The following is a 20,377-nucleotide window of genomic DNA, read 5'->3' as shown; positions in this document are numbered from 1 at the left end:
AAATGGAAGATGAATTACGTCTATCACTATTGTTTGCAGGTACCTGCTTTATAATTGCAGTACTTGCGCACGGTATTTGGAAAATTCGCAAAAACGGTAAGCCGAGCAGTAAACCTCGGGTTGAACCCCGTCAGTGGGCAGATACTGGCGAGGAAGAAGGGTCGCAATCAGAAGGATTTGATGAATTAGGTATTGGCCAGGTTCGCGTGGTGAGTTCTGGCAATGCTCAAGAAAATTCGCAAGACAGTTTCGATGCAAGCGATGAACAAGACCTAGGTGATGCATCTAGCCATGACAATCACACTGCGGCGAGTACCTCTAAAGCAAAAAGTTTTTATGGTAGCGATAGCACCGATGATAGCGATGTTAGCGATGTAGGTGTTAAGCATGATGTTAATAATACATCGGATAAAACATCGCCTTACAATGAAACGAGTGATCCTTTAGCCGATTCTACGCAGAAAGAAGCTAATGCCGCGAGTAGTGGAGCGAGCGCTGAAGATTCCGCTTCCGACACTAATACACCCAAAGAAAAGGTAGCCGATAAACCTAAGCTTTATGGTTCGGTGGTGTCTAATCCAAAGCCACACCTTCAAAGCAGTTCCGCCCCTGCCAGTGAAGATGATGGATTTAGTTCAGATGCATTCCCAGAACCGCCAGGGTTTCTATTACGAGAAGGCGATGATGAACCTGCTAGCGAAGTTGAAACTGCCGCTATCAACAAGCCTTCTGTAAGTTATAGTGCGGTAGACAGTACACCAGTGTCTCCTGATGCGGGCAATAGCCAACCAACGCCTGAACACAACTCACCAGAAATCGATGATTTCAGTTTGGACTCACCGGCAACACAATCTGTGTCGGGTAATACTGCGCAAACAGGCCACAAAGAGACCCAAAATCAGGCAAGCGAAGGTGCTGAAGTCGTTAGTGCCAGCGGCCTAGGTGAACAAGCTAAGCGCTTTATGAAAGGAAAGCGCAGCAAACCTATTTCTCGCAAGCGCCAAGAGCCTAAATTTGGCGATGATCAAATGCGTATCGATTTTGACGATAGTGCAGCCAATGCAGGAAGCGCAGAAAGTGCCAGTACAGACAGCCAAGATAACAGTATGCAAACTGCTTCTGGCAGCCGCACCCAAAATGGCGGCGCTTCTGAGCAAGTTGAGCAAGAAGTACTCGTACTCAACGTGAAAGCCCCCGAGGAAGACCCAATAGCTGGCGCGGCCTTGTTGCCAATGCTATTAACGCTTGGCTTTAAGTTTGGTGACCAAGATATTTTTCATCGTCATGTCAATTCAAATGGTAAAGGGCCGGTATTATTTAGCTTGGCTAATATGTTTAAGCCTGGAATTTTCGATATTGATAGTCTTGAAACGTTCAACACGCAGGGTGTTTCTTTGTTTATGATCCTGCCCATTGAGGGCGACCCTCATCAAGTGTTCAATATGATGCACAACGCCGCACGTAAGTTGGCGGATGAGTTCGGTGCTCAAGTGCTTGATGGACGTCGTAGTGTGCTAACTAAACAAGGTTTACAGCAATACATGGAAAAAATACGTGAGTTTGAACGCAAACGTATGATTACCCGCCAGTAGTCAATTCCTATAAATTAGCATAAAGGGCCTGTCTTTTTAGCGGCCCTTTTTTGTTTTCTCATGCTACCATTAGGGCAATTATTTGGCGTTAAGTACAGTCACTCAATTAGCATTGAGTGAGCGTGCTGCTTTTTGTTTTAGTTAGCAGAGTGAAACCGCCATTTCTTTTTAAAAAATTACACGCAAGTATCATCATGTCAGACACGTTAGAACAAGCAAAAGCCCGCGCCGAATCACTTCGTGGGCAGATAAATGAATACAACTATCAATACTATGTGCTCGATGCCCCTACAGTGCCCGATGCGCAATATGATAGAGATATGCAGGAACTCATTAGCATCGAAAAGCAATTCCCTGAATTGCAGAGTGTAAGTTCGCCAAGTCAAAAAGTGGGGGGCTCTGCGCTTTCTGCTTTCGAGCAAGTTACCCATGAAGTGCCTATGTTATCACTTGATAACGCGTTTGATGATGTGTCGCTATTGGCGTTTGAAAAACGTATTTACGATCGCCTGAAAGACAATAAAGAACTCGGTTTTAGTTGCGAACCAAAGCTTGATGGATTGGCGGTTAGTATTCTTTATGAAAATGGCGAAATGGTACGTGCAGCGACTCGGGGTGATGGCCAAGTTGGCGAGAACATTACTACCAATGTTCGCACCATTGCTAACGTTCCTCTTAAATTACGCGGCGAAAACTACCCATCTCGATTAGAAGTTCGCGGCGAAGTATTTATGCCTAAAAAGGGCTTTGAAGCGCTTAATGATTATCAGCGTGCTAACGACGGTAAAGTTTTCGCTAACCCTCGTAATGCTGCCGCTGGAAGCCTTAGACAGCTTGATTCAAAAGTTACAGCGAAACGCCCGTTAATGTTTTACGCCTATTCTTTGGGTGTGGTTACGCCTGAGGATTTTGAGCTGCCACATCATCATAGTGCGCGATTAGCGCAATTAGGTGAGTGGGGCATACCCTTATGCCCTGATATCGACACCGCAGAGGGAGGCAAAGGCTGCTTAGCGTATTATCAGCGAATATTGACCCTTCGTGACGACTTACCTTACGATATTGATGGCGTAGTGTTTAAAGTTGATGATATTAGCGTACAACAAACATTAGGCTTTGTGGCACGCGCGCCGCGCTGGGCCATTGCACAGAAGTTCCCTGCTCAAGAAGAAATAACCAAACTGTTAGATGTTGAGTTTCAAGTAGGACGTACCGGTGCAGTAACGCCAGTGGCAAGATTAGAGCCCGTATTTGTAGGCGGTGTTACTGTGTCAAACGCCACGCTACATAATCAAGATGAAATTGACCGACTAGGGGTGAAAGTAGGCGACTACGTTATTATTCGACGCGCGGGTGACGTTATTCCCCAAGTGGTTTCTGTGGTACAAGCCAAAAGAGATGACAACGTTAAAGACATCGTTTTTCCTACAGACTGCCCAGTTTGTGGTTCTAATGTAGAAAAACTGGAAGACGAAGCGGTTGCTCGTTGTACCGGTGGCCTTATTTGTGCGGCGCAGCGCAAGCAAGCGTTAAAGCATTTTGCCTCACGAAAAGCATTTGATATCGACGGTTTAGGCGATAAGTTGGTCGATCAACTCGTTGATGCCGATTTAGTGCATAGCCCTGCAGATTTCTTTAATCTTAAATTGGGCGATGTGGTTGGCCTTGAACGTATGGCCGAAAAGTCTGCAGCCAAATTGTTACTCTCACTTGAGGCGTCGAAAGCCACCACATTGGCGAAGTTTTTATATGCGTTAGGTATTCGAGAAGTCGGTGAGGCCACGGCAGCGAACCTCGCTTTGCACTTTGAAACCCTTGAGGCAATTCGTAACGCCAGCGAAGATGAACTCATTGAAGTGCAAGATGTAGGCGGTATTGTTGCGGCGCATTTGCATAACTTTTTCAACGAACCTCACAATACCGATGTTATCGACGCCTTACTAGAGGCGGGTATTAATTGGCCTGCAATTGAGAAAAAACCACAAAGTGCGTTACCGCTTGATGGAAAAACCTGTGTAGTCACAGGAACATTAAGTGAAATGGGCCGCTCCGATGTTAAAGCGAAACTGCAATTATTAGGGGCTAAAGTGGCAGGCTCGGTATCGAAAAATACCTCGTTCTTGGTCGCTGGTGAAAAAGCGGGATCTAAGCTTACCAAAGCACAAGAGCTAGATGTTGAAGTGTGGGATGAAGCTAAGTTACTCGCCTTTTTAGCAGAGCATGACTAGCCTTTATAATTAGCACAGTTTGAGCAGTCAGTATTAATAGAACGCAAACCATACAAATGAAAAAAGGCGCCTTAAGAGCGCCTTTTTCATGTCTGCGTGTGTATGATTTGATGTACTTAGGCACGTACTAAGAACTCGTAGCCTAAGCGTCCGCCTGCCTATGGTAGGGGGAGCTGGCTACTGTGCTTGTACTTTGGCTTTCGCACGAGCCAATCTTCTGCGTTCCCAAGCCTTTTTAACCTGAAAACGCCAAATCCAGTTTAGGGTGAAATACCCCACGGCACTGGCGATGATGGAACAAATTGCGCAGCCAACCAAAAATGCGGGGCCAATAGTGCTGATGCTTTCCACCACCCATTGCCAACTGAATTGGAATTCAAAGTGTTCAGGCTTGGTCCCAAGTACAGTAGAACCAATCTTATAAGCAGCATAAAATATGGGCGGTATGGTGAAAGGATTGGTAACCCATACCGTGGCTACCGATAGCGGTAAATTCGCACGAAAAGGAATGGCGACGCCCGCAGAAAGCCACATTTGGAAGGGCACAGGCCAAAACGCAAAAAACAGCCCGATACAAAATCCGCCTGCCGCTGAACGTCTGTTTAAATGCCATAAATTAGGTTCGTGCAAAACGCTGCCAAACACGCGCAGAATTTTGTTGTTCTTTACAGCCTGCGGTTCAGGCAGGAAACGTCTAATAAATTTCTTAGGCATAACACTCGTTCGTTAACTATCAACATATGGGCTACATTCAGCCATCTATATTTATTGCTACGTAAAACAATGGTAAATCGTATCACAATTTGGTGTGGCAGTTTTTGTGTTAGCGCAACAACCGCTGTTTTATGGCCCGAGTTGCCATCGCTAAACCTAGTGATGACGCTTGCCATAGGTGGTGGTGTACTGCTGTTCCTATCAAAGTGCAATTTTTACCTTTATTCAATAAGCGGCGGTAAACAAACGTCTTGGATGAAGTTTGTACTTATTGCAGTAAGTGGCGCATTAATAGGTGCTACATGGATGGCGAGTTTAGGGTATTGGCACCTATCTTGGCAACTACCACAGAGCAAAATTCAACAAGATGTCACAATTAATGCGACGGTTGACCGGGGAGGCTGTCTAAGTGGTCAAAAAAGCGTCGTGAGTAGTCAAGAAAATAGAGTAAATACACAAAATTTGGAAAATATCGACAGTGTAGCAAACGCAGGGTATGAAAAAGATGAACCGCGATTTATGTCGTATGTCGTCAACGTCAACGGCATAGACGATATAGCATTGAAGTTCACTCGAAAAATGACATTGAGCCATCGCCTGACGAGTACCTGTTTACACAACGGGGACAAATTCACTGCCACGGTGAAATTAAAACCGGCCTACGGCACGCTGAACCCAGTAGGCTTCAATCGACAACAATACCTTGCCAGCCAAGAAATTGTGGCTACGGGTTATATCAAACATTTACACAGTGAAGCCGTGGTTCACAACCATAGTGTTCGTCATAACATATCCGTTTTTATAACTACGCTGCCACTTGATCAAATGCGTTGGTTTCAGGCGTTATTGATTGGTGAACGTAGTCTGTTAACCAAAGACGACTGGCACACGATTGGGCAAACCGGTACCGCGCACATTTTCAGTATATCGGGAATGCATTTATCCATTATCGCCCTGACGGTATTTTATGCGTGTAGCGCGTTTATTTTTGTTGCCAGTAGCATGATAAAAAGGAAGAACGCTTTCATAAACCTAAGGCGCTACGTATTAATGACTTTGGTTTGTAGTACTGCGCTGTATGTGATGTTAAGCGGGATGGCATTGCCAGTAGTCAGAGCTTTCGTTTTATTGGTGGTGGGTATTGGCTTTGCGGTATTTAATAGTGTGTTACGGCCATTTCACATGGGCGTTTTCATGTTGTTTACTTGTATTGTGTTGTTTCCCTTGTCGTTGCTGCAGGCCAGTTTTTATTTAAGCATAGGCGCGGTGATAAGTATTTGGCTGCTTAATTGGCGATTTCGATTCCAAGCAATGCCGTGGTACAAAGCTTTATTTTGCATTCAATTAGGGGTAAGCGTTGTGATGGCGCCTATCACGCTATTGTGGTTTGGTACGGCTAGCACTATCGGCATTATCGCTAACCTTTTTGTATTGCCTGTTATTACGCTTGTTCTTCCTGTGGCACTGCTTGCGGTAATGGCGGGGTACTATATTCCTACAAGCTTAGACTTTGCTATTTGGGTGCTACTTAAAATAGATAAGGTATTAGGCTGGCTTTTAACCTGTTTAAGCGACGCGGCATCTTGGCCAATAAGTGCAATTCACTTCTATCCCACCACGGGTTCAATACTGTGCCTGCTTTTCGCCATGTTATTAGCCATTTTACCCAGGTGGCGATATAAATGGGCCTGTGTATCATTGCTAATACTGCCAGTTACCCTCACTTTTATTCATTCTTCTCCAACTCGATGGTTTGTTAATGTGTTTGATGCTGGCCAAGGAACTGCTATCGCGTTAACCAAAGGGGAACATGCCATCATTGTTGATACAGGGCCTATGTATAACGCTGAAGCGCCATTAGCGAGTCAGGTTATACCTGCATTCCTGAAGCAAAATAACAGCGAACACGTAGATATGGTCATTCACAGTCATGGTGATACTGATCATGCAGGAGGAAAAGCCGCGTTGAGTGCCTGGTTAGACACCAAAGGTATTAAACCCGCATGGATAAGCCCGATAGACGGATGTGAGCGAGGAAAGGTAATTAACTGGCAAGGGTTAACGCTTACCTTTCTATGGCCTGAAAAAGGGAATCTAGAAGACAGTAATGCTATGTCTTGCGTGATTAAAATTGATGATGGATTCCACAGTGTTCTGATTCCTGGTGATATTGAACGAGCCAGTGAGTACGCCATACTACATGCAGAAAAAAAGCGAATGGCAGCGGGAATTGAAGGGAGAACAAACGGTACTCAAGAAAATAAAAGCAACGTTGAACAAACAGCTGTGCGTGCTGATGTGTTAATTGCACCTCATCATGGCAGTAAAACTTCATCTACCGACATATGGATTCAACGCGTCTCTCCTGATGTGGTTCTTTATACCCAAGGATATGAAAATAGGTGGAAATTTCCAAGCCAATCCGTCTTTTCTCGCTATCAGAAATATGGCGTTCGCCAATTTACCACCAGCGAATTTGGTTTCATTCGACTTGAGTTCACAGAAGGTGGCTATATAGTTAGGTCAGAACGAAAAGACGCCCAAAACCGTTGGTATTTGCCAAGTTACACGCCTAGGCACCTTGTTTCTTCAGAATCTGAAGTGAAGAAAGAGGAAAATTTTTAATCAAAGCATGGGGTTGATTAGGGAAATGACTCAAGTACTAGTACAATAGCGAGGGTGAAAGTAATGAATAACGAACAGGTTAAAACACTTTGATGCAACAAACCGATCCGTCGGCCTTCCAGGTTAAACGCTTTTTACGCTATCTGCGTGAATTTAAACTCCCTTTCTTCGTTGCCGTTATTGGCATGGTGGGCTACTCCGCGGTAGATACTTTCGTATTTGCACAATTGCAGCCCATGATTGACGAGTCACTAGGGAAAAATGATCAGGCGTACTTACGATTAGCTGCGTATGCGATAGTCCCGTTGTTTTTATTAAGGGGTCTATTTAACTTTCTTGGTACCTACACACTAACGTGGATTGGGGCGCAGGTCGTCATGCGCATGCGACAACAGTTGTTCGATAAATATATCCATTTGCCGGTGTCTTTCCACGATACCCAAGCGGTGGGCGCGTTAATTAGTAAAGTGACCTATGACACAGAACAAGTTGCCAATGCTTCTGGTAAAGCCTTGTTAACCTTGGTACGGGAAGGGGCGCTTGTTATTGGATTACTCGCGGTCATGTTTTATTACTCATGGCAGTTATCTCTTATTTTCTTGTTAATTGGTCCCTTGGTTGCCGTTATTGTCTCATTCGTGAGTAAGCGCTTTAGAGTGGTCAGTCGAAACATTCAACAAGCGATGGGCAATTTAACCTCTGCGGTAGAGCAGGCGGTAAAAGGCCATAAAGTGGTCATTATGTTTGGTGGGCAAACCATCGAACAAAAACGCTTCGAGCAGAAAAATAATAATAACCGCCAACAAACCATGAAGCTTGCGGTTACCCAAATTTTAAGTGTGTCGTCTATTCAGGTTATTGCGTCTGTGGCGTTAGCTGTAGTGCTCTATATTGCCAGTACGCCTGGCATGGTTGAAAAGCTCTCTGCGGGAGTGTTTATTAACGTGGTGTTTTGTATGGTGATGCTACTAAAACCTTTAAAACAACTGACGACGATCAATAATGAATTTCAAAAAGGCATGACTGCCTGCGTAAGCGTGTTTGAAATTCTAGATAGAGAAAACGAAGCTGATTCAGGCGACATAAAACTAGAGCGTGCAGTCGGTAAAATTGAATTCGATGATGTGACCTTTACTTACCCTGGAAAGCATTCGCCTGCGTTAACGAACGTGTCGTTTACCGCAGAACCTGGCCACTCTGTTGCTTTGGTAGGGCGTTCTGGAAGCGGAAAGTCGACCATTTCGTCGCTGCTTACCCGATTCTATTCACCACAAAGAGGGCAAGTCAGGTTGGATGACAATCCTTTAGACAGTATCGATTTAAAATCACTACGGGCGCAGTTTGCGGTAGTGTCGCAAAACGTAACATTATTTAACGATTCTATTGCCAATAACATTGCTTATGGTGCAAAAGAAACCGTGTCGCAGGCCAAAATTGAGCAAGCCTGCAAAATGGCTCACGTCGATGAGTTTTTGGGTAATTTACCTGAAGGTATCGATACTGTTATTGGTGAAAATGGCCTTATGTTGTCTGGCGGACAGCGTCAGCGTATCGCTATTGCTCGCGCTATTTTAGCCGATGCGCCGATTCTGATTTTAGACGAAGCGACCTCGGCGCTAGATACGGAATCGGAAAGACTTATTCAAGATGCACTAGAAACATTACAAAAACGATGCACCAGTATTGTGGTAGCCCACAGGTTATCGACGATTGAAAATGCCGACACTATCATGGTGGTTGAGCAAGGTCGCATTATTGAAAGTGGTAAGCATCAGGAGTTACTAGAAAAAGGCGGGCATTATGCTCAGCTTCACGCGTTGCAGTTTGGTGATAACTAAGTGAGTCGTATGGTGAAGCGCTGGTACGCTGGTCACCCGCTAGTGTGGCTGTTATCGCCACTTGCGATACTTTTCTGGTTGATATCAGCTTTTCGAAGGTTTTTATTCTCTACCGGTCTGAAAAAGGTGTATCGAGGCCGTGCTAAAGTTATTGTCGTAGGCAATATTTCGGTTGGCGGTAACGGTAAAACACCTGTGGTACTTGCACTTGCGCAGTATTATCGCGAAAAAGGTGTTCGAGTTGGTATTTTAAGTAGAGGGTATGGGGGGAAGTCTAGCTATTATCCTCGTCAAGTCACCGCTAATGATGATGCCAGTGAAGTAGGGGATGAACCTCGACTACTGGCCATTCGAAGTCAAGTACCCGTGGTGATTGACCCTATACGTAGGCGGGGCGCAGATTATCTTTCAAGTGATCTTAATTGCGACCTTATTATCTGTGATGATGGCCTTCAACATTATGCGTTAGCAAGAGATGTTGAAGTGGTGGTAATGGACGAACGTTTAACCGGCAGTGGCTTTTTAATACCAATGGGGCCGCTTAGGGAAGGTCACTGGCGGCTGGCAACAGTAGATGCCATTGTGCATAACCGTGCTGACAATACGTTACCAGACCTTACAGCAGGCCAGACACCTCAGTATCTTATGAAGTTGGTAGCCGGTGAATTGTGCTCTGTTACAAACCCCACCGAGCAGGCTGAACTGACTAGCTTGCGCAGTAAAAATATTACTGCCATGGCAGGTATTGGTGCGCCTGAACGTTTTTTCTCGCAGTTAAAGAGTATGGGGTTAAACTTGTCCAGCACATTACCGTTTCCCGATCATCATCAATTTACTGCAGATGATATCCCATCGGGCGTTGTGCTAATGACCGAAAAAGATGCAGTGAAGTTAAGTGATATCGCTCACAGCGATTGTTGGTATCTGCCCGTTTCAGCAAGTATCGATAAGAAGTTTTTCACACAAATAGATAACAAGCTGGTTAATGCTGGCTTAACAATGACGCCTTAGCAAGCAAGGAAATACAATGGCATTTGATAACAAATTATTAGAAGTACTGGCATGCCCAGTGTGCAAAGGCAAGTTGGTGCTTAATGATGAAAAAGACAAGCTAATTTGCCGCTTTGACCGTTTAGCTTACGATATTAAAGACGGTATTCCGGTGCTTATCGAAAGTAAAGCAACGGTAATGACACTCGATGAAGTAGACGCAACGCGATAGGTGTGTGATGGCATTTACAGTAGTTATTCCCGCACGATATGGCTCTAGCCGCTTTCCAGGTAAACCTCTGGCTGATATTAACGGCAAGCCCATGATTCAGCATGTGGTAGAACGTGCCACTGAAGCGGGTGCTGAGCGAATCATTGTCGCCACTGACGACATGCGCATTGCCGATGTTGCTAATGAATTTTCTCATGTATGTATGACCGCCGATACACATCAGTCTGGCACCGAACGTATTGCCGAGGTAATTGAGAAAGAAAATATTGCCGCTGATAGCATTGTGGTTAATGTACAAGGTGATGAACCTTTCATTCCGGCGGCAAATATTAAGCAAGTGGCGAGTAATTTATCGAATGCACCTCAATGTGTGATGGCTACCTTGTCTACGCCTATTTTAGAAAGCGACGATGTATTTAACCCTAATATGGTTAAAGTACAGGTAAATGCACATAAAGAAGCGATGTATTTTTCTCGTTCCGCTATCCCGTTTGAACGTGATCGTATGATGGAAAACCGTCAAAGTGCTGATCCTAAATTGTATTTTCGACATATAGGCATTTATGCGTACCGTGCACAATACGTGCAGCAGTATGTTAGTTATCAGCCCAGTGCCCTTGAGCAAATTGAATCTCTCGAGCAGCTTAGGGCATTGTGGTATGGCGACAAAATCCATTGCGACGTAGCAGATGCTAAACCACCCGTTGGCATAGACACGCCTGAGGATCTTGCGCGTTTGCTGGCATCGTTAGGGTAAGCCGCGCTTTTTATTCGCTTTTTTAGCGGCTCAAAAAAACGAGTAATCATCAAAAAAAGCCAAAAGATATTCCGGTATTCAAATGCAAAAATGATTAGCCTGCTGAAAGGCTAATTAAGCGTTGCCAATAAATGGTTAACGCAGGGTTTTCATTGTGAATGCATGCCATCGACTTTTTTCGGCATAGCACTGGTATTTGTATTTGTATTTATATTTGTAGCGTGCAGCATATAAATAGGGAGCGTTAAAATGAACGTAGTCATTACAGGGGGTAACCGCGGTATTGGTCTAGCCCTGGTTAAGCAATATAAAGCGAAAGGCGCGACGGTGTACGCCACCTGTCGCAATAGTTGTGATGAGCTTAATTCATCTGGCGTTAAAGTGATCACGGGTGTTGATGTATCGCAGCCAGATACGCTGGCTGATAGTTTAGCGGAGCTAGCAGACGTTAAGATTGATTTGCTCATTAATAACGCAGGTGTGTTAGGCAAAGAAACCTTAGACGACTGGGAACCTCATACCATAGATTATCAGTTTAGAGTGAATGCGATGGGGCCTCTGCTTGTCACACAAACTCTTCTTCCATCAATGGCCGACAACAGTAAGATAGCCATGATCACCAGCAGAATGGGCTCTATGACCGATAACACCTCTGGCGGATATTATGGCTATAGAATGTCGAAAGCGGCGTTAAATGCTGCTGGTGTGTCACTAGCGAACGATCTCAAGCCACAAGGAATAGCGGTAGGTTTATTTCACCCAGGGTTTGTGCAAACTGAAATGGTGAATGGAAGCGGTGATATTGATGCAGATACCTCTGCTGAAAGATTGGTCGCTCGCATCGACGAAATGACCCTTGATAGCGCAGGGCGTTTTATACATTCAAATGCTGATGAACTGCCTTGGTAAGTGCGCTATAACTTCTGTCTGATGTGCATTCGGCATACTATTAACTAAAAAAAACCGGTAGCTCCTTAGGAACTACCGGTTTTTTGTTTATTATATTGTCATTATTTTGAACGACTTGTTGAAAACCTAATGGCCATTTCTATGATTAATCTTGGCTTTCGTCTTCGTCTTGATCTTCAGACAGCACAGCCCACACATCGTGTTCGTTAGCATGAATGACTTCGGCCCACACCCGTTGACCAGGTTTCACGTCATAAACGCCATTAAGGTGAACTAACCCATCAACTTCAGGTGCATCGGCATAAGTTCGCCCTACAGCGCCTTCGCTGTCTACGCTGTCGATAACTACTTGGTATTCATTACCAATGCGCGCTTGTAAACGCTGTGCACTAATTTCACCCTGAACTTCCATAAAGCGCGCCAAACGTTCTTGTTTAACGTCTTCAGGTACAGGATCAGGTAAGTCATTGGCACGAGCTCCTTCAACCGGTGAGTAAGCAAATGCGCCCACACGATCTAGCTGTGCTTCACGAATAAAGTCGAGTAACTCTTCAAACTCTTCTTCAGTTTCACCCGGAAAACCTACGATAAAGGTTGAGCGGATAACCAATGAAGGGCAGGCTTCACGCCATTTCTTTACGCGCTCAAGCGTACGATCTGCACTACCTGGGCGTTTCATTAAGCGTAAAATACGTTTGTTGGCATGCTGAAACGGGATATCAAGGTAAGGTAGAATTTTACCTTCATTCATCAGTGGAATAAGGTCGTCAACATGCGGGTAGGGGTACACGTAATGTAGACGCACCCAAATGCCCATCTCACCCAGTTTTTCACACAATTGCTGCATGTGTGTTTTAACGGGCATACCATCCCAGAAGCCTGTTCTGTGCTTCACATCAACACCGTATGCACTGGTGTCTTGTGAAATAACCAATAGCTCTTTAACACCCGCCGCTTTCAAGCGCTTCGCTTCATCAAGCACACTGCCCACCGGACGGCTTACAAGGTCGCCACGCATGGAAGGAATGATGCAGAAGGTACATCTATGGTTACAACCTTCTGATATTTTTAAATACGCGTAATGACGAGGCGTAAGTTTAACACCGTGATCGGGCACTAAATGTTCAAACGGATTATGTTGAGGCTTAGGTAAATGTTCGTGAACTTGCTCAACTACCGACTCATAAGCGTGAGGACCGGTAATAGCCAGTACATTAGGGTGAACTTCACGGATTTCATCTTCTTTAATGCCCAAACAGCCAGTTACAATGACTTTGCCGTTTTCTTTAAGCGCTTCACCAATGGTATCAAGTGACTCTTCTACCGCCGCATCAATAAAGCCGCAGGTATTAACAATAACCAAATCAGCATCGTTGTATGTAGGCACAACATCGTAGCCCTCGGTACGCAATTGCGTAAGAATGCGCTCGGAGTCTACCAAGTTTTTTGGGCAGCCTAAGCTGACAAACCCAATGCGGGCGCCGTTGCTTGCACCTGTACTACGATTTTCAGTCAGTGTTTTGACTGGTGTTTCTAAAGTAGTGGTTTTGTTTGCTGCTTTACTTGGATTGAAGGTTTCTACAGTCATCTAAAATATCACCCGGTAAACGACGCTACTTGTGCCTAAAATGGCCGCGGATTATACAGTAAGTATGGCGGGTTCGCAGCTCTTTGAGGTAAAACTTTTTCAACTAAGAACAATACTGCCTATTAGTGGAATACTGAACAAAAATTCATCATACTCTTTTGCTCTTCTCACATAAGTTTCACGGCAGGGCTTCATGGGCAGTTTTAAGTGCAGAAAAACGTTACCCATTCTATTTAGCTTGGTTATGTTTGGCTTAGCATCGTGTTCTTCAGACTATTATAAATCTGAGCCCCCATCACTCACATTGCGCTTGTCTAATGCGCCAGAATTCACCCTTGATTATATTGAGCACACCACCCGTGAGCTTTATTGGAGCTGCGTGACCATATGGCCGCGTTCGACAGAAGGCTTAATTAACAGCTTGTTGTGTACACAAGCGCTACTTGGGCGGGATGATGTCAGTGCTGACGAGCGCCAATTTGCGCTAAAACGTCATCGAGATGCGCTAATGAGTTTGCTGACATTGCGGATGTCGGGAAAAGAAGATGAAGCACATTTTCACACCCATTTAAATTTAGACCAGCCAATCATTTTTGCATCTAGAATGCTGACTTCAGAAGATGCTCTGCAACCCAACATTCTAGGAGAATACGGCGTTGCCGTGGTAGTAAGAGAACAAGCAGCCACAGAAACTGAACAGACCTATTACCCTCAAGAAGGGACTTACAGCAGTTACACATTGATGTTTCAGGGCATTAAGCTAGATGGTAACGAGGTGCACATAACGTTAGATGCTCAGAAAATTCATAGCCGAACCACGGTACGTGTGGGTAATAACGCCTATATGGCTAGGTACTCTCCAAGTGCCAGCTATTTAGCCTTACTAAATGATTCGATAGTCGGAGGGCTTCGCTGGAAAGGCTTTGTGGGTACTAAGCAAGCAAAAGCCCTTAGAGGAATTTACGTTATTGGGGAAATGTCTGACACCAAAATTCCCCTTATTATGATCCATGGACTTAATTCCGACCCCTTGATTTGGCGTTATTTGACTATGGCAGTAATGAATGACGAATGGTTGAACGAACGCTATCAAGTTTGGCATGTGCTTTACCCCTCAGGTCAGCCGCCACTGTATAGCGCCATGAAAATTCGAAGAGAGCTTGATGCGCTACTGGCCACTATTGATAACCCACTAATCACTCGCGAAGCGGTATTTATTGGGCACAGTTTAGGAGGGCTTATAACCAAGTTACTTACAGTATCGCCTGGCGACGCCTTTTGGAATACCACCTTCGCTGTACCTCCTGAGAAGCTTGAAGAGTCGATGTCCGAAGATATTCGGGACACCTTTTTCTTTGAACCTAGGTTTACAACGAACACCGTTTTTTATTTAGATACGCCTCACAAGGGGTCGGCGTTAGCAGCGTCGGCAATCGGGTATATTGGTTCATCGTTGGTGCAAATACCCTATGAACTCAAAAGTATGTTTGTTGAGTTACTCGATGAAAATGGGCTCGACATTGTTCAGTCAGACATGCAAAGCTATTTAACCGACACTAAATTTAAAAGTCTCGACTCATTAAAGCCAGGTCACCCATTAATGAACACCTTGTATTCTATGCCTATTCGAGGAAAAGCCTATTCCATTATTGGGTCGAAAAAAGAAACCGAATGTGAAAGAAGGGAAGTGTGTTTATTACTCACTGATGGCGTGGTGACCTACGAAAGTGCCGATATACCGGAAGCCTTAGAAAGACTCATTGTTGTGTCTAAGCATAATTCGTTTAAATCACCTGAAGCCGTTTCGTTTATATTAAAACATTTATAACTATGTCAAATTGCCTGATATTTTCTTTTAGCGCTTTAAGTTTGCATTATTAGCCCAATAATAACTGGGTTATTAATTATTCTTTGAAGCAAGGCTATTTGTTTTACATGCTTAAACTGCCATTAAAATATTACGATGAATCTGGCCGAATTTTACCGCCAAAATGGCTGTACGTCATACTGGCGCTATTTAGTTTGGACTGGATTGCGTTTATTTTTTCGCTGGCCTCGCGCTCGCAAACTGAAGCGTTACTTAAGCTGTTTTATCCTCAAAGTGAAAGTTTAGGCTTGGCATTACTAAGCAGTGTACCGATAGTGTTAGGGCTTGTGCTTATATCGCAACGTGAAAGGCTATGGAAAAAGGGGATCACAGGGTGGTCTCGCGCATTGTTGCCACTTATTTTAGTGGGCGTGATAGCGTCGTTGAGTGTGCAGTTTTATCATATTGTGTCGGTACATTGGGGGTTTGAGATGATAACTGCCATTAAGGTGGTGGTGTCTATTATCAGCTTATATTGTATTAGCCGAAGTCGGCATTTGCGCTGGATGATACAAGATTGGAAAAAGCCTCATTGCGAGTAAGTTGCAAGTAAATTGGCAACAAATTACGAGTAAAACCCGAATAAATCAGAAAATAGCATTTGTTTGAGGTGTTATTTTTCTGGGAATTAAGAATTAATTTTTAGGTGAAGAGACCCAAAAAAGCGTCTGGCGTGTGAGGCAAAAAGTTATAAGCCTCACACGAAAAAAGTGCAAAAAAGACCGATTACTGGCGGTGATTACTTACAGATTGATCAAAATAAGCTTTAACGCTGACCTGGCTGTCGTTTACTAGTCGCTCGTAGCAAATACCTGCAAAGGCATAAGAGTTCTCACCGACCACTAATAAAACGTAGGGTGCACTAGGGTTCGATTGGTCATAAAGCCATGTTCCACCCACAAAACGCTGGAACGTTTCTCCCAAATAGGCGCCAAAGATATTACATATGGTGAAAACTGCTTCATCTTCTAACGCGCTGTCATGATATTTGTCTAAAAAACTAAGTAAAATATCATCTACAAGCGAAACACTTTCAGCAGAGTAATCTAAGGTTAAACTGAACTCTTCTTGGGCTGTAGCAACCGCATCTTCTGCGCAGTCCTTCATTAATTGTTCGAGCTCTATAGGTGACATTTTATTATCCTTCTTACTTAACCTTTACGCGATAGAGTGATGTTCGCTATCGTCATTTTTAAACCTGCTAACAACATTGTGCGGTAGTTATTCCCGTTTGTCTATTTATGACCGGTTAAGCGATTGATTACACTGGCTGATGCGAACATACCAAAGGTGGCCGTTACCGTTACAACAGCGCCAAAACCGCCTGCACAATCAAGTCGCGTTCCGCCTTCCATTGCCGATTTGTTATAACACACGCTGCCATCAGGTTGGGGATAACGCAACTGCTCGGTTGAATAGATGCATTCAACCCCGAAGCGGCGTTTAGGGTTCTTACTGAAATTGTAATTGCGTCGCAGTTCACTGCGCAATTTGGCCGCAAGAGGATCTTGGGTGGTTTTTGATAAATCACCCCGGGTCACTTCGGTAGGGTCAATTTGTCCGCCGGCACCACCAACAGTCACAATAGGTATTTTTGCGCGTTTACAATGGGCTACCATGGCAGCTTTCGCTCTTATGCTGTCAGTTGCGTCAATAACGGCATCCATAGCTTGGGTTAACAGTTCTGTTGTGTTTTCTGGCGTGACGAAGTCTTCAATGCATACCACTTCGCAATTTGGGTTTATGCGTTTAATACGCTGTGCAATAGCGTCAACCTTTGCTTCGCCTATGGTATCGGCCATCGCATGAATTTGTCGATTGGTGTTGGTTACGCATACGTCATCTAAATCAATCAGGGTGATTTTACCAATACCAGAGCGCGCCAGCGCTTCTGCACTCCAACTTCCAACCCCACCAATACCCACAACGCACACATGGCTCATTGCAAGTTTTTCTGCGGCTTCTGCGCCATATAGGCGCACGATACCGCCAAATCGTTGATCTTCCAATATACTCACTTTGTATTCCAGTTCTTGCTAGGCCAATAGCCGCATTGTTTAAGCGCTGCGTTAAAATTGTTCAGCCATCACTCGTTAAACGGCGAAAAAACAGAACAGCTTAAACATAAAACAAAGGCTTTTACTCAAGGGGCGCATGATCGCAAAAAAGCGTAATATTGCAAGGGATCTTCTTTAAACAGTCAGTAAGACATGTCAAAAAGCTATGATACTGCCATTATTAAGGCACACGTAGAGAATGGTGACATGCCTATGAAACATGACTGGACATCGACGATAAGATGGATGCTAGGTAAACTTGTTATACCCATTCGTTCTATAAACTAGGAAGTTAAATCCAAAAATACAGGCATTACGTTCAAAGCTATACATGGTTGAATAACGCGTTTTAAAATGAATGCTTGGAGAAATAAATGGGATTGCTTGTAGACGGAATATGGCAAGATAAATGGTATGACACGAGTGAGAATGGCGGTAAATTTGAACGTCAAGCGTCGAAGTTTAGAGGTACGATAGGCGGTGAAGCAGGAGCTGAACACCCACCAGAGTCTGGTCGTTATCATCTTTATGTTGCTTATGCCTGTCCGTGGGCGCATCGTGCGTTAATTTTAAGGCAACTGAAAGGGCTGACTCAGCACATTGATGTTTCTGTGGTGAACCCCGATATGCTTGGAGATGGTTGGAGTTTTTCTGATTACCCAGGTAGTACCGGCGATAAGCTATACCATAATGATTATCTCCATCAGCTATACACCAAAGCAAAGCATGATGTTACCACGCGGGTAACGGTTCCGGTGCTGTGGGACAAACAAACCCAGTCTATAGTGAATAATGAATCTGCAGATATCATTCGCATTTTCAACAGTGACTTCAATGCGCTTACAGGTGGCAGCCAAGACTTTTACCCCGCGCCATTACGAGAAGAAATAGACAATATTAATAATACGGTTTATCACGCGATTAATAACGGCGTGTATAAGGCTGGCTTTGCTACCACGCAAAGTGCTTATGAAGAGGCGGTTGAGGTCTTGTTTGAAGCATTGGATGCGCTAGAAACAAGGTTGTCGACACAACGTTATTTAGTGGGCAATCAAATTACCGAAGCGGATTGGCGCTTGTTCACCACCTTGATTCGCTTTGATGCGGTGTACCATGGTCACTTCAAGTGCAATATTCGCCAAATTGCAGACTACCCAAACTTGTACGGGTACATGAAAGAGTTATATCAATATCCAGGTGTGGCAAGCACAGTAAATTTTGACCATATCAAACGTCACTATTATTACAGCCACACCATGATAAACCCTACCCAAGTTATTCCCGTTGGCCCAAAACAAGATTTAATGACTCCCCACAACAGAGAAAAAATAAATTAAGTTTAATTACTTAGTAATTTGAAAAGCGCATTGCGCGAAGGTGAGGGGTTTTATACCATCTACTTTACAATCATTGCGTCACTTTTGTTGTAACACATTTTCTTGTCACAAAAGTGACCAATAATAGCTTTAACAGGGAACAGAGACTCTAATACATGACTAAACCAATTACATGCTTTAAAGCATATGACATACGCGGTGAGCTTAATAGCCAACTTGATGAAGCAACGGCTTATCGCATTGGTTACGCCTTTGCTGAAGAGTTGAAAGCGAAAACAGTAGTGGTGGGCAGCGATGTTCGTTTAACCTCTACCCCCTTAAAACTTGCCTTGAGCGCAGGACTAATTGATGCTGGCGCGAACGTTACCGATATTGGTATGGCAGGCACCGAAGAGATATATTTCGCGACTAAACACTTAGGTGTTGATGGCGGAATAGAAGTAACTGCTAGTCATAACCCCATTAACTACAATGGCATGAAGTTGGTAAAAGCTGATTCAGTGCCCATTAGTGGCGATACTGGCTTAAATGCCATCAAAGAGCGCGCTGAGCAGTTGAGCGATGAAGCGGTATCACAGCGCCTTGCCTATTACACGCAAGGTGAGGCCATTGACGCTGACGCCTTTTACAACGGTCATGCACACATCAAGGTTTCACATTTAACTGATACAGGCAGCTATGTAGAAGATAGCTGTATGTCAGCCTATGTAGACCACATGTTGTCTTATGTGAATCTTGATTCGTTCACACCACTTAAAATAGTGGTTAATGCAGGCAACGGTGCTGCAGGTCCAGCGCTTGATGCTATTGAAGCTGAGTTAGCGAGCAGACAAGTTCCAATTAGCTTTATTAAGGTGCATCACGAAGCAGATGGCACCTTCCCTCATGGTATTCCAAATCCGCTATTACCTGAAAACAGAGCAGATACTGCCGATGCTGTTATTAAACATAACGCGGACTTTGGTGTGGCGTGGGATGGCGACTTCGATCGTTGCTTCTTGTTCGATGCTAGCGGCAACTTCATTGAAGGTTATTACATTGTTGGTTTGCTTGCAGCAGCGTTCATTGAGAAAAACCAAGACAGTAAAATTATTTATGACCCACGGGTATTTTGGAATACCGAAGACATTGTGGCGAATGCTGGCGGTACACCTATTAAATCGAAAACAGGTCATGCGTTTATTAAAGAGCGTATGCGCAAGGAAGACGCGGTGTATGGCGGTGAGATGAGTGCGCACCATTATTTTAGAGATTTCGCTTACTGCGATTCAGGTATGATCCCTTGGTTGCTAATTGCCGAACTTGTGTGTGTTAAAAAGCAATCGTTGGCGAGCATGGTTAAAGCGCGCATTGAAGCATTTCCATCATCGGGTGAGATCAACAGCAAGCTTAAAGATGCAGATGCTGCACTTGAGCGCGCAACATCTAAATATAAGCCACTTGCAACGTCGATCGATACTACCGACGGCCTAGGATTGGAATTCGACACATGGCGTTTTAATTTGCGTAAATCGAACACCGAACCGGTTATTCGCTTAAACGTAGAAAGTCGAGGCGATATAGCCTTGATGGAAGAAAAAACGGCTGAGTTGCTTTCGGTTATACGTGACGAGTAACATCCCGCGTTTTTACTTTTTTTACGG

General features: G+C 44.3%; 16 protein-coding genes. 12 read left to right on the top strand and 4 right to left on the bottom strand.

Annotated elements, in window-relative coordinates; genetic code table 11:
• The first annotated feature begins 2 nt into the window (after window positions 1-2).
• Together zipA and ligA are read left to right on the top strand one after the other, a co-directional pair.
• The gene (gene zipA, locus J5X92_RS04535; protein WP_208804813.1) at window positions 3-1,592 is read left to right on the top strand and encodes a cell division protein ZipA; all 1,590 of its coding nucleotides are present in this window, start codon (window positions 3-5) and stop codon (window positions 1,590-1,592) included.
• Window positions 1,593-1,786: 194 nt separating this feature from the next.
• A complete protein-coding gene (gene ligA / locus J5X92_RS04530) occupies window positions 1,787-3,820 on the top strand; it encodes an NAD-dependent DNA ligase LigA (protein ID WP_208804811.1) in 2,034 nt (677 codons plus the stop codon).
• Window positions 3,821-3,997: 177 nt separating this feature from the next.
• Here ligA and J5X92_RS04525 read toward each other — a convergent pair whose 3' ends face one another.
• Window positions 3,998-4,534, bottom strand: a complete 537-nt coding sequence (locus J5X92_RS04525; protein WP_057791593.1) for a DUF2062 domain-containing protein — start codon at window positions 4,532-4,534, stop codon at window positions 3,998-4,000.
• 69 nt (window positions 4,535-4,603) lie between these two features.
• Here J5X92_RS04525 and J5X92_RS04520 point away from each other — a divergent pair, with 69 nt between their 5' ends.
• From J5X92_RS04520 to J5X92_RS04495, 6 genes are all read left to right on the top strand, one after another.
• Window positions 4,604-7,159, top strand: coding sequence for a DNA internalization-related competence protein ComEC/Rec2 (locus J5X92_RS04520; RefSeq protein WP_126872344.1), 2,556 nt, complete (start codon window positions 4,604-4,606; stop codon window positions 7,157-7,159).
• 92 nt (window positions 7,160-7,251) lie between these two features.
• Window positions 7,252-8,997, top strand: coding sequence for a lipid A export permease/ATP-binding protein MsbA (gene msbA, locus J5X92_RS04515; RefSeq protein ID WP_013783964.1), 1,746 nt, complete (start codon window positions 7,252-7,254; stop codon window positions 8,995-8,997).
• Window positions 8,998-9,006: 9 nt separating this feature from the next.
• The gene (gene lpxK, locus J5X92_RS04510) at window positions 9,007-10,008 is read left to right on the top strand and encodes a tetraacyldisaccharide 4'-kinase (RefSeq protein ID WP_208804906.1); all 1,002 of its coding nucleotides are present in this window, start codon (window positions 9,007-9,009) and stop codon (window positions 10,006-10,008) included.
• 16 nt (window positions 10,009-10,024) lie between these two features.
• Complete coding sequence (locus J5X92_RS04505) at window positions 10,025-10,219, top strand: Trm112 family protein (protein WP_013783967.1); 195 nt, start codon at window positions 10,025-10,027, stop codon at window positions 10,217-10,219.
• A gap of 7 nt (window positions 10,220-10,226) precedes the next feature.
• The gene (gene kdsB / locus J5X92_RS04500; RefSeq protein ID WP_208804809.1) at window positions 10,227-10,976 is read left to right on the top strand and encodes a 3-deoxy-manno-octulosonate cytidylyltransferase; all 750 of its coding nucleotides are present in this window, start codon (window positions 10,227-10,229) and stop codon (window positions 10,974-10,976) included.
• Window positions 10,977-11,225: 249 nt separating this feature from the next.
• Window positions 11,226-11,885 carry an SDR family oxidoreductase gene (locus J5X92_RS04495; RefSeq protein WP_208804807.1) on the top strand — a complete coding sequence of 220 codons (660 nt, stop codon included), beginning with the start codon at window positions 11,226-11,228 and terminating at the stop codon, window positions 11,883-11,885.
• Between the two features lie 145 nt (window positions 11,886-12,030).
• On the opposite strand, the gene rimO is transcribed toward J5X92_RS04495, so the two are convergent.
• A complete protein-coding gene (gene rimO, locus J5X92_RS04490) occupies window positions 12,031-13,473 on the bottom strand; it encodes a 30S ribosomal protein S12 methylthiotransferase RimO (RefSeq protein ID WP_126872340.1) in 1,443 nt (480 codons plus the stop codon).
• A gap of 193 nt (window positions 13,474-13,666) precedes the next feature.
• Between rimO and J5X92_RS04485 the strand changes: the two genes are divergently transcribed.
• Both J5X92_RS04485 and J5X92_RS04480 read left to right on the top strand, forming a co-directional pair.
• Entirely contained in the window at window positions 13,667-15,301 is a 1,635-nt protein-coding gene (locus J5X92_RS04485) for an alpha/beta hydrolase (RefSeq protein WP_208804805.1), read from the top strand.
• Between the two features lie 107 nt (window positions 15,302-15,408).
• Complete coding sequence (locus J5X92_RS04480) at window positions 15,409-15,882, top strand: DUF2919 family protein (RefSeq protein ID WP_013783972.1); 474 nt, start codon at window positions 15,409-15,411, stop codon at window positions 15,880-15,882.
• A 184-nt stretch (window positions 15,883-16,066) separates the two neighbouring features.
• On the opposite strand, the gene J5X92_RS04475 is transcribed toward J5X92_RS04480, so the two are convergent.
• Together J5X92_RS04475 and tcdA are read right to left on the bottom strand one after the other, a co-directional pair.
• A complete protein-coding gene (locus J5X92_RS04475; protein ID WP_126872338.1) occupies window positions 16,067-16,474 on the bottom strand; it encodes a hypothetical protein in 408 nt (135 codons plus the stop codon).
• 101 nt (window positions 16,475-16,575) lie between these two features.
• Complete coding sequence (gene tcdA / locus J5X92_RS04470; protein WP_208804904.1) at window positions 16,576-17,352, bottom strand: tRNA cyclic N6-threonylcarbamoyladenosine(37) synthase TcdA; 777 nt, start codon at window positions 17,350-17,352, stop codon at window positions 16,576-16,578.
• Window positions 17,353-17,771: 419 nt separating this feature from the next.
• Here tcdA and J5X92_RS04465 point away from each other — a divergent pair, with 419 nt between their 5' ends.
• A complete protein-coding gene (locus tag J5X92_RS04465; RefSeq protein WP_208804803.1) occupies window positions 17,772-18,734 on the top strand; it encodes a glutathione S-transferase family protein in 963 nt (320 codons plus the stop codon).
• Between the two features lie 155 nt (window positions 18,735-18,889).
• Complete coding sequence (locus J5X92_RS04460; RefSeq protein ID WP_208804801.1) at window positions 18,890-20,350, top strand: phosphomannomutase CpsG; 1,461 nt, start codon at window positions 18,890-18,892, stop codon at window positions 20,348-20,350.
• The last annotated feature ends 27 nt before the right edge of the window (window positions 20,351-20,377 follow it).

The organism is Alteromonas sp. K632G (assembly GCF_017653625.1).
Lineage (GTDB): Bacteria > Pseudomonadota > Gammaproteobacteria > Enterobacterales > Alteromonadaceae > Alteromonas > Alteromonas naphthalenivorans.
This window is presented reverse-complemented; position numbering and strand designations above follow the sequence as displayed.